The sequence below is a fragment of the Nitratireductor arenosus genome, assembly GCF_009742725.1.
GTDB classification, from domain to species: Bacteria; Pseudomonadota; Alphaproteobacteria; order Rhizobiales; family Rhizobiaceae; genus Mangrovimarina; species Mangrovimarina arenosa.
In genome coordinates, this window is record NZ_WPHG01000001.1 from 470,001 (window position 1) to 483,724 (window position 13,724).

12 protein-coding genes (1 of these 12 only partly in view) are annotated in these 13,724 nt (G+C 64.9%); 1 reads left to right on the plus strand and 11 read right to left on the minus strand.

Annotated features, from left to right (window positions below; translation table 11 throughout):
- Positions 1-1,224 carry the 3' portion of a M23 family metallopeptidase gene (locus tag GN330_RS02205; RefSeq protein ID WP_156710972.1) on the plus strand. It extends 714 nt beyond the left edge of the window, so only the last 1,224 of its 1,938 coding nucleotides appear in the window; the start codon falls outside the window, past its left edge; it ends in the stop codon at positions 1,222-1,224.
- A gap of 18 nt (positions 1,225-1,242) precedes the next feature.
- On the opposite strand, the gene GN330_RS02210 is transcribed toward GN330_RS02205, so the two are convergent.
- From GN330_RS02210 to GN330_RS24065, 11 genes are all read right to left on the minus strand, one after another.
- The gene (locus tag GN330_RS02210) at positions 1,243-2,814 is read right to left on the minus strand and encodes an MFS transporter (RefSeq protein ID WP_156710974.1); all 1,572 of its coding nucleotides are present in this window, start codon (positions 2,812-2,814) and stop codon (positions 1,243-1,245) included.
- A gap of 136 nt (positions 2,815-2,950) precedes the next feature.
- Positions 2,951-4,360, minus strand: coding sequence for a L,D-transpeptidase family protein (locus GN330_RS02215; RefSeq protein ID WP_156710976.1), 1,410 nt, complete (start codon positions 4,358-4,360; stop codon positions 2,951-2,953).
- A 123-nt stretch (positions 4,361-4,483) separates the two neighbouring features.
- Positions 4,484-4,846, minus strand: a complete 363-nt coding sequence (locus GN330_RS02220) for an MmcQ/YjbR family DNA-binding protein (protein ID WP_156711899.1) — start codon at positions 4,844-4,846, stop codon at positions 4,484-4,486.
- 86 nt (positions 4,847-4,932) lie between these two features.
- Complete coding sequence (locus tag GN330_RS02225; protein WP_156710978.1) at positions 4,933-5,652, minus strand: GntR family transcriptional regulator; 720 nt, start codon at positions 5,650-5,652, stop codon at positions 4,933-4,935.
- On the minus strand, positions 5,645-6,589 hold the full coding sequence (locus GN330_RS02230; RefSeq protein WP_156710980.1) for an aminotransferase class IV: 945 nt from the start codon (positions 6,587-6,589) through the stop codon (positions 5,645-5,647). Before GN330_RS02230 ends, GN330_RS02225 begins: the two co-directional genes overlap by 8 nt.
- Before the next feature lie 8 nt (positions 6,590-6,597).
- Positions 6,598-7,383: an amino acid ABC transporter ATP-binding protein gene (locus tag GN330_RS02235; RefSeq protein WP_156710982.1), complete on the minus strand. Its 786-nt coding sequence runs from the start codon at positions 7,381-7,383 to the stop codon at positions 6,598-6,600.
- Between the two features lie 4 nt (positions 7,384-7,387).
- Positions 7,388-8,053: an amino acid ABC transporter permease gene (locus GN330_RS02240; protein ID WP_156710983.1), complete on the minus strand. Its 666-nt coding sequence runs from the start codon at positions 8,051-8,053 to the stop codon at positions 7,388-7,390.
- Positions 8,054-8,063: 10 nt separating this feature from the next.
- Positions 8,064-8,744 carry an amino acid ABC transporter permease gene (locus tag GN330_RS02245; protein ID WP_156710985.1) on the minus strand — a complete coding sequence of 227 codons (681 nt, stop codon included), beginning with the start codon at positions 8,742-8,744 and terminating at the stop codon, positions 8,064-8,066.
- A 54-nt stretch (positions 8,745-8,798) separates the two neighbouring features.
- Positions 8,799-9,638 (minus strand): transporter substrate-binding domain-containing protein, encoded by an 840-nt coding sequence (locus GN330_RS02250; protein ID WP_156710987.1) that lies wholly within the window; start codon positions 9,636-9,638, stop codon positions 8,799-8,801.
- 196 nt (positions 9,639-9,834) lie between these two features.
- A complete protein-coding gene (clpB, locus tag GN330_RS02255; RefSeq protein WP_156710989.1) occupies positions 9,835-12,462 on the minus strand; it encodes an ATP-dependent chaperone ClpB in 2,628 nt (875 codons plus the stop codon).
- A gap of 231 nt (positions 12,463-12,693) precedes the next feature.
- Positions 12,694-13,437: a DUF4167 domain-containing protein gene (locus GN330_RS24065; protein WP_156710992.1), complete on the minus strand. Its 744-nt coding sequence runs from the start codon at positions 13,435-13,437 to the stop codon at positions 12,694-12,696.
- Between the last annotated feature and the right edge of the window lie 287 nt (positions 13,438-13,724).

A 13,724-nucleotide genomic window follows, 5' to 3' on the forward strand; every position in this document is an offset into this window, starting at 1 on the left:
GCGTCCTACGGCGTGCGTATCGTTCAGGAGAACGTGTCGGTCGCCCTCCAGGACGCGCAGGTCGACGCGCCGGTCTTCAACGAGGAAATCGTCGCTGTCCGCCAGGAACGGCCGGTCGCCGAGATATTCGCCGATGCCGGTTATGGCGACGACAGCGGCACGGCGATGGCGGATGCGATCAGCCGCATCCTCAACGCGCCGAACCTGAAGGCCGGTGCGGTTTTGCGGCTGGGGATCGAATCGACGCCGCAGACAAGCCGGATCATGCGCGCCAGCGTCTATGAAAGCGCGACGCATATCCTGACCATCGCAGTGGACGACAGCGACCAGTTCGTTCCTGCCGATGCGCCGGAGGACAACCCGGAAGTCGCGGCCGCCTTCGACGAGAATCGGCCGGTCGTGCGCGTTCGCGGCGATCTGCCGCGCGTTTATGACGGTATCTACCGCGCCGCCTATTCCTACGGCATGTCGCGCGAAATGACCCAGCGCCTCGTCAAGCTGCTTGCCGCCGACGTCGATTTCCAGTCGCGGGTCTCACCGAAGGACCGGCTCGAGGTGTTCTTCTCCCAACCCGACGAAGACAACACCGCCTCCGAGGATTCCGAACTGCTCTACGTCAAGGCGACGTTCGGCGACACGACGCGAACCTTCTACCGGTTCTCGATGAGCGACGGCACCGTCGACTATTTCGATGCCGAGGGCCGCAGCGCGCGTCAGTTCCTGTTGCGTAACCCCGTGCCCAACGGTCGTTTCCGCTCCGGCTTCGGCGGCCGTCGCCATCCCATTCTGGGCTACCGCAAGATGCATACGGGTGTCGACTGGGCTGCGCCGCGCGGAACCCCGATCATCGCGGCCGGCAACGGCAAGGTCGAAAAGGCCGGCTGGGCCGGCGGCTACGGCCGCCAGACCATCATCCGGCATGCCAATGGTTACAAGACCTCCTACAGTCACCAGAACGCGATCGCCAAAGGCGTGCGGGCGGGAGCGCGCATCCGTCAGGGCCAGGTGATCGGCTATGTCGGCTCCACCGGCCTGTCGACCGGGCCCCATTTGCATTACGAACTGATCGTCAACGGCACCAAGGTCGATCCGATGCGCGTGCGTCTGCCGACCGGGCGCGTGCTGAAGAAGGAAGAGCTCGCGGCCTTCAACCGCGAACGCGAGCGCATCGACGCGCTTCTGGCCGACGAAACCGGCGACGCGCTGAAACTGGCGAGTCGCTGACCCGCGTCGGCGCCATTCCTAACGCCCAAAACCTTCATTCGCCGCTCGTCCCTCCGCTTCGACGACGGAGCGCTCGCGGGCGGCCCAGTGCGGCTGTGTCAGCCAGGCGATGATCGCGGCGGCGAGACAAAGCGCGGCCGCGATCGCCGCGACCGCCTGAAAGGCCGTATTGGTGGCCTCGACGCGTTGCAGTTCGGCGGCGGCGGCGAGCCGAACCGGCGGCAGCGCGCCGAACGCGACATCCGCGCCCTGCGGGGCCAGCGCCGCGAACACCAGTCCCGCCACCGCCCCGAGCGCGGCGACCGACATCAGCCCGGCGGCGCGGGCGACGGCGTTGTTGATGCCGGACGCAAGCCCGGTATCCTCATCGGGGGTGGCCAGCATGACCGCGGCGGAAAGCGGCGAGACCAGCAAGGCCATGCCGAGTCCCATCAGCGTCAGCACCGGCAATGTGACGACCCACATCTGGCGCAGCGGCATGGTCGCGGCAAGTCCGGAAAACGAGAGCGCCACCAGCAACCCGCCGATCGCCAGCGGCAGGCGGGGCCCGATCCGGTCCGCCCACCGCCCGGCGCGCCCCGAGAGCCCCGCAATCAGCAGCGAAAGCGGCAGAAACATCAGGCTTGCCTGCCATTCCGCCGCGTTCCAGGCCGACACCAGGGTCATCGGCAGGAAGAAGAGAACCGCGCCGAAGCCGAAAAACAGCGCCAGCGTGTAGAGATTCGCGCCCGAAAAGGCCTTCGAGCGAAACAGCTCCAGCTTCACCATGGGTGCGGGCGCCCTCCCCTCCCAGACGACGAAGGCGACAAACAATACGCCGCCGGCGCCGATCCACGTCAGCGGCGGTGCCGCGCGCTCGGCCGGCGGCAGGCCGAGCGCGGTCAGCCCCCAGGCCATCAGGCCAAGTCCGCCCGTCGCCAGGATCGCGCCGACAATGTCGAGCGCGCGGCGTTCGGAGGGCCGGTCTCGCGGCACGCGCACAACGAGCATGCCGATGGTGAGAAGGCCGATCGGCACATTGATGGCGAAGATCAGGCGCCACATCCAGTCTTCGCCGAAAGACAACAGCATGCCGCCGAGGAACGGGCCGGCAGCCATCGTCAGCGACGAATAGGCCGCCCACATGCCGATCGCCGCGCCACGCTCGTTGGCCGGGTAGGATTTGGCGATGATGGCGAGGCTGCCGGGAACCATCAGCGCGGCGCCGACGCCCTGCAGGGCGCGCATCAGGATCAATGTGTCGGTGTCGGGCGCGAGCGCGCAGAACAGCGAGGTCGCCATGAACAGGCCGATGCCGCCCAGGAAAATATTGCGCACGCCGAACACGTCCCCGGCCGCGCCGCCGATCAGCACCAGCGCCGACAAAAACAGCATATAGGAATTGCTGATCCACTGCGCGTCGACCAGCGTTCCGCCGAGATCGGCCCGAATCGCCGGCATGGCCAGCGACACCACCGAACCGTCGATGAAGCCCATCGAGGAGGCGAGAATGGCGGAGACGAGAACGAATTTGCGGGCGCCCGGCGGGCAGAACACCCGCTGCGTTGCGCTCGTTTCGTCTGCGGCGTTGTCGAGGGCAGGGGTTTCCATCGGCGGATTTCCTTCCAATCCGCTCTATCGAAGTTGGAAGCCGGCGACTACCCAATAACCCGGAATTGGCGGTCGCGTGGCGGGCGCGCCGCCGCAACGCCCGCGCAAGGCCCGCGGCCGGGGCGGATGGGAGGGTCTACTCGGAAAAACTCACCCACACGCCCTTTGTGACCATCTTGGCCAGTTCGTGCGCGTCCCAATTGGTCAGCCGCACGCAGCCATGGCTGTTGGTCTTGCCGATGCGGGCCGGCTCCGGCGTGCCGTGAATGCCGTAGGTCGGCTTGGACAGCGCGATCCAGATCGTGCCGACCGGCCCGTTCGGACCCGGCGGAATGGTCAGCACTTTGTCGTTGTCGCCCTGCTTGAAATTGACTTTGGGATTGTAGGTGTATTCGGGATCGAAGGCGATGCGCTCGACCTTCACCGTGCCGGACGGCGAAGGCGTATCGGTCGAGCCGATCGTCGCCGGGTAGGCAGCGACCAGATTGCCCGCCGCGTCGTAGGCCCTGACCTGCTCGCGTCCCTTGTCGGCAACGATGCGGGTGACCGTGCCGGCGCGCGGCTTGCCCGGATCGGCAACCTTGATCCGGGTGCCCGGCCGCGAAAAGTCGGCGCCGGGATTGAGCGAGCGCAGATAGTTTTCGTCCATATGAAAACGCTCGGCCAGCATCTCGACGGTGGAGGTGAAGCCGAGCCGCTCCATGCGGGCCTTGTCGCCGTAATCGGCGGGGATCGAGGCCACGAACGGGCCGGCCGCGTCGGCGGCGGTGATCGTGTAGGTCGAAAAGGCCGGCCCGCCCGTATCGGCGAGCGCGGCCTCGACCAACGCCTTATCGGTGGGGTCGAGCCGCTCGCCCGTCATCTCGGCGAGCGCATCCAGCGCCTTGCGCACATTGCTGCCCATCCGGCCGTCTATGACGCCGGGCGACACGCCGGCCCGGTCGAGAAGCACCTGCAACTTCGCCACGTCCTCGCTCGCGCCCGCCGTCCCGCGCGCGCCCGCTTCCACGCCGCCGTCGTCGCGCGGCGTCGATCCGGTAATCGGGCCATCCGACGAGCGGTCCCGGGGAGCCGGTTCACGGCGCGCGACATCGTCGTCCTCGCCGATCGCGGGCAACCGGCGCCGGTCGATGAAATCGTCCTCGCCGGGAAAGGGCTGTCGGTAATCGCGCGCCTGCTCGCCCGGCAGCGGCTCCAGCGGCCGCCCGAGCTGGCGCTCGCGATACCGCCGGTAACGCTCCAACGCGTCGGGGTCGTTGACGCTCGGCCCGGCGCGCCGCGGCAGGGACCGTTCGCGCAAGGGCAGTCGGCGCGGTCGCTCGATCGCGATCACTTCGCCGGTATAAGCGTCGACGATGACGCGGTTGCCCGCCCGATCGTAGAAGATCTCGACATCACCGCCTTGCGCCAGTAGGAGACCGGGCGCCGCGACAGAGCGCTTTTCATCGCCGGAAAGCCCGGCCAGCGGCATGGACGCCAGGGCCGGAGATAGTGGCGCGAGAAAAACGACGGCAAGGGCGGCGAGAAGGGGGCTCGTTCCAGGCATGGACAAAACAGTCTCCGACAAATCGCTCCGCTTCATGCGGGCACGGCATCCGGCCGGCAGTCTGGCTTTTTCCAGATGAACCCGACATGAAGATGGCGGAAGACGCCACGCCGGGAAAATCGATCACCTATCGAGGCCCAGGGCCTGCTGCGTCTTTTTCGGGAGCTTGCGCGCCACCAGACGGTGGCTTTCGGCGAGATAGTCCATCAGCGCCGCATCATCCATGCTCTCGGACGAAACCCGCTGTATCCACGTCATGCCGCGCGAGGCCAGATAGGGCGCCGGACGGCAGCCGGGCTGTTCGCGCAGGATCTCGTAGGCCAGCTCCGACACCTTGAAGGTGGCGGCGAAGTCCCGCCCGTCGCTCCAGCCGGCGATGGCGAATACCTTGCCGCCGACCTTCCACACATGCGCGCCGCCCCACTGCACGACATGGGTGGTGGCGGGCAGCGCGGCGCAGAAGCCGTTATACTCATCGAGCGTCAGGGGCGGTCTCCTCTCGGGCGAACTATCTCTCGACTGGCGCGCAGGCACAAGCCGTTCACCGAGCCGGTCCGCAAGCCGAGCGCCAGTCAGTCGACAACATGGGACCTGGTCTTCGCGGTATCGTGGCCCGGCTCGCCGGATTCGATGAACCCGATCGTGGTCTGGAGGCCCTGGCGCATATGGTCGGCGAGATGGTCCAGCATCGCGTCGAGATCGTTGCCGGAGGCCAGGCGGATATAGGTGTCGTGGGCCTGGCGCGAAGGGCCGCGACGGGCATGCGCCTGCTGATGCATCGCGAAATAAAACTGCAGGTTCGGCTTCAGCCGGTTCCAGCTTTGCAACAAGAGCTGATGGTTCGACATTTCATAACACCAGCTGTGCAAATGGAGTTCGTCCTCGATCGCGCCGAGCGGATTGGTCCCCTCCTCTATGGTGGCGGCCAGCGCTTCGTTGCGCCGGCGCAGATCGGTGAGGGCGGCCGGGGTCCGTTTGCTCCAGCATTCCTTGAACGCAAACTGCTCCAGCGCGGTGCGCAGCGAGTAGATCTCCTCCAGATCGCCGCGCGTGACCTCGCGCACGAACAGCCCCTTATAGGGCTTGCTGACCAGAAGGCCGATATCGACCAGTTCTCGAATCGCCTCGCGCAGCGGCCCCCGGCTGATGCCCAGCGCCGAAGCGAGACGCGTTTCGGTGAGCCGACTGCCCGCCGGCAACTCGCCCGAGACGATCAGCAGCTTCATCTGGTCGACCGTGCGACTGCGTAAGGTGCTGTCGGAGACCGGTTTGATCAGCGCGTTGTCAATCATGCGACTGGTCCGAGACGTTCCGCTCCACGAGCTCTTTGTACAACTGGCGGATGCGAGCCATGACCGGCCGGGTGCCGTCGCCGATCGGCTTGCCGTCGATCGAGGCGACCGGCGTCTGGGCGCCGAATGTTCCGGTCAAGAACGCCTCGTCGGCGCCATAGGCCTCGTAAAGGGAAAAATTCTTCTCCAGAACCGGGATTCCGTTGTCGCGACACACCTCGATCACCTTGGCCCGGGTGACGCCGTTCATGCAGTAATCCCCGGTCGAGGTCCACACCGCGCCGCGGCGGACGATGAAGAAATTACAGGCATTGGTGGTGTTGACGAACCCGTGCGGGTCGAGCATCAGCGCCTCGTCGGCGCCGGCCTGTTCGGCCTGAAGGGCAGCGATCACGCAATTCAGCTTGGAATGGCTGTTATATTTGGCGTCCTGGGACATTGGCAGGCCGCGCACCTGGGCAACGGTGGCCAGCCGGATGCCCTTGCCCTGCAGGCTGTCGACGGGTTTCGAGTGCTCCATGATGATCACCAGCGTGGGGCCCGACCGCGACAGGCGCGGATGCTGGAACGGCCGCGCCTTGACGCCGCGCGTCAGCATCAGCCGGCAATGCACGTCGTCGGTCATCCCGTTCGCCTCAGCCGTCCGCGTCAGGGCGTCCAGAATGCCGGCCCTGTCGGTGCCCACATCGAGCGAGACCGCTTTGCAGGAATCGAAGAAACGGTCCATATGTTCATCGAAAAACGCCCATTTGCCTTTGTAAAGGCGCATGCCTTCCCACATTCCGTCACCGAGCATGAACCCGGAATCATAGACCGAGACCTTGGCCTCGTCGCGCGGAACGATCTCGCCATTGACGTAGATCTTGATATCGCGATTGCGGATGTCCTCGTCGGCATCGTGCGTGGTGCGGCTGTCGATTCGATCGATGGTGTTCATGGTCAGGGTCAGTCAATCTGGGGTTCGGGCAAGCGGAACATATTGTGGCCGCGGAGGAAATTCTTGGTGGCGTCCTGCCGGGGATAGGTCAGCACCTCGGCGGGCGTGCCCTGCTCGAGGATGCTGCCCTCGGACAGAAACAGCACCTTGTCGGCGACGGTATAGGCAAATCCCAATTCGTGCGTGACGATCAGCATCGTCATGCCTTCCTCGGCCAGTTCCTTCATCGTTTCGAGAACCTCGCCGACGAGTTCGGGGTCGAGCGCGGAAGTCGCCTCGTCGAACAGCATGATTTCGGGCTCCATGGCCAGCGCCCGCGCGATCGCGATACGCTGCTGCTGGCCGCCCGAGAGCTGGGCCGGATAGGCGTCGGCCTTCCAGCCGAGACCCACCTTGTCGAGATATTTCTCGCCCCGGCGCCGGCATTCGGACGCATCGCATTTCAGCACCGTGCGCGGCCCCTCCATGACGTTTTCAAGCGCGGTCATGTGGGGGAACAGATTGAAATGCTGGAACACCATGCCGACGCGCGACCTGAGCTGCGTCAACTCCCGCTCGCCGTAGGCGATGCGGCCGTTGCGGGCGCTGCCGATGGCCTTGCCTTCCAGGTGGATGCGGCCGCTGGTGGGGATTTCCATGAAGTTGACGCAGCGAAGCAGGGTCGACTTGCCGGAGCCGGACGCCCCCAAGAGCACCACGGTCTCGCCCTTGTCGACCGACAGGTCGATCCCTTTGAGAACCTCCAGCTCGGCGAAGGACTTATGCAAGCCCTCGATCCGTAGAACCTCTTTCATTGCATCACCGTTCGAATGTGTCGCGCGCCTCGAAGCGGCGCACCAGGATCGTTGCGGGGAAAAGCACCAGGAAGAAGATCAGCGCCACGCTGGTATACATTTCGATCGGATTGAACGAGATCGTCGACACCACCTTGGCCTGGTACATCAATTCGCCATAGGCGATCACCGAGGCGAGCGAGGTCATCTTGAACAGTTCGACCGCCCGGTTCATGAACGCCGGCAGCATCCGGCGCACGGCCTGCGGCAGCACCACCCGGCGCATCTGCTGCCAGTAGCTCATTCCCAGCGCCTTTCCGGCCTCCCATTGTCCCTTGTGGATCGACTGCAGGCCGGCGCGGTAGATCTCGGACGAAAACGCCACCGTGTTGAGGGTCAGGCCCAGCGTCGCGGCGGTGAAGGCGTCGATCCTGAACGGCGCGATGATCGGAAACGCGAAGAAGAACCACATGATCTGGACGAGGACGGGCGTGTTGCGGAACAGCTCGACGAAGGCCGTGGCCGGATAATAGAGCCAACTCTTTCGCGAAAACCGGGCCGCGCCGACGAACAGGCCGAAGAACAGGCCGAGCACGAGGCAGACCGACCCCAGGATCAGCGTGTTTTGCAGGCCGATCAAAAGCAGCGTCTTATTGGCGAGAACGGAGGCGAAGTCCCAATTGTGATCCATGCCGCTCGCCTCAGTTCACGATCGTCTCGCCGCTTCGGGCGAGGCGTATTTCCAGGCGCCGGACTGCGATCGAACAGGCTAGGATGACGACGAAATACATCGCCGCGGCAACCGTGAAGACCTCGATCGTGCGGTAGGTCGACTGGGCAATGCTGTTGGCCTGGTAAAGCAGGTCGGCATAGGAGATCGTGCTGACCAGGGTCGTCGTTTTCATCAGTTCGATGGCGCGTTCCAGGAACGCCGGGATCATGCGTTTGACAGCCTGAGGCAGGATGATCCGGCCGAGCGTTTGGTTGCGGTTCATGCCGATGGCCTTGGCCGCCTCCCATTGGCCCGAATCGATCGACTGGATGCCGCCGCGGAAAACTTCGGCGAAAAATGCCGAGGATTGCAGCGAAAACGTCAAGACCGAGGCCCGAAACGGGTCGATTTCGACACCGATCAGGATCGGCATCGCGAAAAAGAACCAGAACAGTTGCGCAATTGGCGGGGTCGTGCGCAGAAATTCGATGACGAATCCGACGGGAAGCCGCACGGCCCGGTTGCCGTAAAGACGCAGCAGCGCAAGCAGCAGGCCGAGCGGCACGCCGAACAGCAGGGCCAGGCCCGTGACCTTGAGCGTGTTGACCAGGCCGAGCAGCAAGAGGTCGGAATTGCGGAAAACCACCGCAAAGTCCCACTCATATCCCATCGTCACCTCCTGCCCGTGGCGACGGGGCGCCGCAGCGCCCCGCGCTTGGCCGCGTTACCAGTCCTCGCGACGGATCGCCGGCACCGTTTCCGGGTCGACGCCGTATTCGGTCAGGAACTGCTCGTACCATTCCTGCGTCTGGCCGGTCTGGTAATAGTAGGAAATGGCCGTGTTCACCCAGTCGCGGAAGCGGGTGTCGGCTTCCAGGCGCACGCCGGCCGACGAGGTCGACTGGCGGATCGGCTTGGGCAGCACGATCTGGCCGCGTCCGATCTTCTGGCGCATCGCAATCAGCGGCGGATGGAACAGCGACACCGCGTTGACGCGCTTCGACTGGAAGGCGGCGACCGCTTCGCCGTTGGAGGGGAAACGCAGGATTTCCGCCTTGTCCAGGCGCCGGGAGACGTAGCTGTCCATTGTCGTGCCCTGCGTCACGGCGATCTTGATGTCCGGTTTGTTGAGATCGTCCCAGGTCTCGATCGTCAACTCGTCGTCGGCCAGAACCGCCAGCGCGTAATAAAGCAAGGGCTGCGCCGGAAAGCTGACCGCGACTGCGCGCTGGGGCGTGGCGTCAAGCACGAACATGACGTCGATCTGGTCTGCCTGCAGGGCCGACACCGCCGTACCCCAGGTCACTTCGACCGGCTCGAGCTTCACGTTCAGCGCCTCGGCCATCGCATTGCCGACGGAGACGCCGAGACCGGTCCATTCGTTGGTGGCGGGATTCTTGAAGAACCACGGCGGCGCCTGCGTCACGCCGATGCGAAGCGTCCCATTGTCCTGGATCGTGTCCCAGGTCGATTTTTCCTGCGAAAAGGCCGCGGCCGAGACGGCCAGCATGGCAACAATCGCCAAAGCGACGGCCGCCAGCCGGGATTGAAGGTGGTGGATCATGATCGTTGCTCCCATTGACGGTCTTCAGAGTTCAATGATTTTGTAGGATTGTCAACAATCAATCAGTACGACAACGTGCCGACAGTCACCCGCCTCGCCTTACGCCCCGGCGAACGAAAAACGCCCCTCCCCGATGGGGAGGAGCGCTGTTGTCGCGCCCCGGCACCAGGCCGGGGCCGGATAGGTCGATCGCTATTCAGGCCGCGGCTTCCTCCGCCTCGGCTCCGGCCTCGTCGTCGACGGACGCGGGACCGGCGCGGAAGGTGAGCCGGTCGGAGCCTGCCGTCACCGCAACGGTCTGGCCGTCGCGGACATCGCCAAGCAGGATCTTTTCGGCCAGCGGATCCTGCAACTCCTTCTGGATCACCCGCTTCAGCGGGCGCGCGCCATAGGCGGGATCGTAGCCCTTTTCGGCCAGCCATGCGATCGCGCCGTCGTCGAGATCGAGCGTGATCTTGCGGTCGGCGAGCAGTTTTTCGAGCCGTGCGAGCTGGATCTCCACGATCCGGCCCATGTCCTGCCGGCGCAGCCGATGGAACAGGATCACCTCGTCGACGCGGTTGAGGAATTCCGGCCGGAACGAGGCCCGCACCACCGCCATCACCTCATCGCGAACCTTGTCGACATCCTCGCCCTCGCCAAGCGAGACCAGGAACTCCGACCCCAGGTTGGAGGTCATGATGATCAGCGTATTGCGGAAATCGACCGTGCGGCCCTGCCCGTCGGTCAGGCGGCCATCGTCGAGCACCTGCAACAGCACGTTGAAGACGTCGGGATGGGCCTTTTCGATCTCGTCGAACAGAACGACCTGATAGGGCCGGCGCCGCACCGCTTCCGTCAGAACGCCGCCTTCCTCGTAGCCGACATAGCCGGGCGGCGCGCCGATCAGCCGGGACACGGAATGTTTTTCCATGAATTCCGACATATCGACCCGCACCATCGCCGTCTCGTCGTCGAACAGGAAATCGGCCAGAGACTTGGTCAGTTCGGTCTTGCCGACGCCGGTCGGACCCAGGAACATGAACGAGCCGATCGGCCGGTTCGGATCCTGCAACCCGGCGCGCGCGCGCCGCACGGCCTGCGACACGGCCTGAACCGCCTCGCCCTGGCCGACGACACGCCTGGCGAGTTCATCCTCCATACGCAACAGCTTGTCGCGTTCGCCTTCCAGCATCTTGTCGACGGGGATGCCCGTCCAGCGCGACACGATATGCGCGACATGGTCCGGCGTGACGATTTCTTCAACCATCGACCCGGTCTCGTCACGCGTCTCCGCTTCGGCGAGTTTTCGCTCCAGATCCGGGATCAGGCCATAAGCCAGTTCACCGGCCTTCTGGAATTCGCCCTTGCGCTGAGCGCCGGCGAGTGCGTTGCGGGCCTCGTCGAGCTGGCGCTTGAGATCGGCGGCCAGGCCGAGCTTTTCCTTTTCCGACGCCCAGGTCGCCGTCAGCCCGGACGATTCCTCCTCGAGCTTGGACAATTCCTTGTCGAGCCGGTCGAGCCGGTCGCGGGAGGCGTCGTCCTTTTCCAGTTTCAAAGCCTCGCGCTCGATCTTGAGCTGCATGATGCGCCGGTCTATCTCGTCGAGCGCCTCGGGCTTCGAATCGACCTGCATTCTGAGCCTCGACGAGGCCTCGTCGACCAGATCGATCGCCTTGTCCGGCAGGAAACGGTCGGTGATGTAGCGGTTCGACAGCGTCGCCGCCGCGACCAGCGCGGAATCGGAGATGCGCACCTTGTGGTGCTGCTCGTATTTCTCCTTCAGCCCGCGCAGGATCGACACCGTGTCCTCCACCGCCGGCTCGTTGACGAACACCGGCTGGAAACGGCGCGCCAGCGCGGCGTCCTTTTCGACATGCTTGCGGTATTCGTCGAGCGTGGTAGCGCCGACGCAGTGCAATTCGCCGCGCGCCAGGGCCGGCTTCAACAGGTTGGATGCGTCCATCGCCCCGTCGGCCTTGCCGGCGCCGACCAGCGTGTGCATCTCGTCGATGAACAGCACGATCTCGCCTTCGGCGGCGGTAACTTCCGACAACACCGCCTTCAGCCGCTCCTCGAACTCGCCGCGATATTTCGCGCCGGCGATCAGCGCGCCCATGTCGAGCGCCATCAAGCGCTTGTCCTTGAGCGATTCGGGCACGTCGCCATTGACGATCCTGAGCGCCAGGCCTTCGGCGATCGCCGTCTTGCCGACGCCGGGCTCGCCGATCAGCACGGGATTGTTCTTGGTGCGCCGCGACAGGACCTGGATGGTGCGGCGGATCTCGTCGTCGCGCCCGATCACCGGATCGAGCCGACCGGCACGCGCATCCGCCGTCAGATCGCGCGCATATTTCTTCAGCGCGTCGAAACCCTGCTCGGCATTGGCTGAATCGGCGGTGCGCCCCTTGCGGATATCGTTGATGACCTGGTTCAGCGCCTGCGCGCTCACCCCGGCCTTGGCCAGGATGTCGGCGCTCTTGGCGGACTTTTCGATCGCCAGCGCGGTCAGCAGCCGCTCGACGGTGACGAAACTGTCGCCAGCCTTCTTTGCCAGTTCCTCGGCGGTGGAAAACACTTTGGCGAGCGGTTGGGCGAGATAGAGCTGGCCGTTGCCGCCTTCCACGCGCGGCAGGGCTTCCAGCGCCGCGTCAACGGCGAGCCGCACGTCCTGCGCCCGTCCGCCGGCCCGTTCGATCAACGAGGCGGCGAGGCCCTCCTCGTCGTCGACCAGGACCTTGAGCATGTGTTCGGGGGTGAATTGCTGGTGATTGCGCGACAGCGCCATCGTTTGAGCGGACTGGATGAAACCACGCACCCGCTCGGAATATTTTTCCACGTTCATCTGCGTCTCCGTTTCCTTGCCGGCCCGCCTGCGCGGCCCCGGATCGGTTGAGGTGACGGGTCCCTTCTCAAGAAGCGAACCCCTTCGCATCCGATATGGGTATGCGGACCACCGCACTCAAGCGGCTAACGTGCGGACTTCGTGTCAGAAAAACAGTCGAAACCGATGCCCAACGAAAAAAGGCGGCGCGAACGCCGCCTTCCAACATCACGGAGCCGACGCAGCGCCCGGCTATTGCGCCGCTGCGGGCAGCGGCAGGTCGCCCTGACCGTCTTCGGACGCCGCCTGCGCCTCGTCTTCGGCGCGCGCCTTGACCGGCGCGGCCGCATCGGCGGTTTCGGCATCGCTCGCGCGTGGGCGGCGCGGCCGACGGGCGCGACGCGGCGCCGCCTCCTCGCCATCCTTGCCGGCTTCCTCGGCCGCGGGCGAACCGTTGGCGCGACGCGACCGCTTGGGCTTGTCCGCGGCCGTCTTCATCGTTTCCTGCTCGATCGCGACCTCGACCGGCGTGCCCTCGATCACCGGTTGCGGCCCCGAACCGTCATCTTTGGCGCCGCCGCGCGGCGACGGGGACCGCTCGTCCTGCTGGCCGTCATGCGTTGCCCTGGACTGGTTGTCGGCCGACGTTTGCGCCGGTGCATTGTTCTGATTGCCCTGACGCTCATCCGCGTCGTCGTCGTCGAAATCGTCGCGCTGGTCGCGGGGAGCGTTGTTTTGCGCCGACTGGCTTTGAGCGGCCGCGATGATGCGGTTGTAATGTTCGGCATGCTGCAGATAGTTCTCGGCCATCACCCGGTCGCCGGCGCTTTGCGCGTCCCGCGCCAGCGTCGTGTATTTGTCGGCAACCTGTTGCGCGGACCCCCTGATTTTCACGTCCGGGCCGTTGCTTTCGTAGGACCGGGTCAAAGGATTGGGGCCTTTGCGGTTGTTGTTGTTGCGACCGCGCATACGCCTATTCTGCTGTTGTGGCCTCATCCGCTTCTCTTTTTTGCAATCATCGTGAACACAGGGGAACGCGGTTTCGCTCTTTGTCGCGACCGCCTTACCATCGAGCATGGGCGAGCTACCGCCGTTCGGCCGCTGGCTGCCAACTCGCTTTCGGTTGCGCTACCTGGCCGAACGATCCCCACACGAAGCGCTTTCGCGTCACGCGATTGGCAGCTTGTTTCCATTGGAACCGAACCGATACAGCACTGCCTGCTTCGTCTCATCCGGTGGCCGGAAACTAGCGATATTCGTCACCATTGCCAAGTATTTTTTCG

Excerpts from the sequence above, each read along its gene's own strand:
- GN330_RS02210 (WP_156710974.1), bottom strand. The coding sequence starts at position 2,814 with ATGGAAACCCCTGCCCTCGACAACGCCGCAGACGAAACGAGCGCAACG.
- GN330_RS02215 (WP_156710976.1), bottom strand. The coding sequence starts at position 4,360 with ATGCCTGGAACGAGCCCCCTTCTCGCCGCCCTTGCCGTCGTTTTTCTC.
- GN330_RS02225 (WP_156710978.1), bottom strand. The coding sequence starts at position 5,652 with ATGATTGACAACGCGCTGATCAAACCGGTCTCCGACAGCACCTTACGC.
- GN330_RS02230 (WP_156710980.1), bottom strand. The coding sequence starts at position 6,589 with ATGAACACCATCGATCGAATCGACAGCCGCACCACGCACGATGCCGAC.
- GN330_RS02235 (WP_156710982.1), bottom strand. The coding sequence starts at position 7,383 with ATGAAAGAGGTTCTACGGATCGAGGGCTTGCATAAGTCCTTCGCCGAG.
- GN330_RS02240 (WP_156710983.1), bottom strand. The coding sequence starts at position 8,053 with ATGGATCACAATTGGGACTTCGCCTCCGTTCTCGCCAATAAGACGCTG.
- GN330_RS02245 (WP_156710985.1), bottom strand. The coding sequence starts at position 8,744 with ATGGGATATGAGTGGGACTTTGCGGTGGTTTTCCGCAATTCCGACCTC.
- GN330_RS02250 (WP_156710987.1), bottom strand. The coding sequence starts at position 9,638 with ATGATCCACCACCTTCAATCCCGGCTGGCGGCCGTCGCTTTGGCGATT.
- clpB (WP_156710989.1), bottom strand. The coding sequence starts at position 12,462 with ATGAACGTGGAAAAATATTCCGAGCGGGTGCGTGGTTTCATCCAGTCC.
- GN330_RS24065 (WP_156710992.1), bottom strand. The coding sequence starts at position 13,437 with ATGAGGCCACAACAGCAGAATAGGCGTATGCGCGGTCGCAACAACAAC.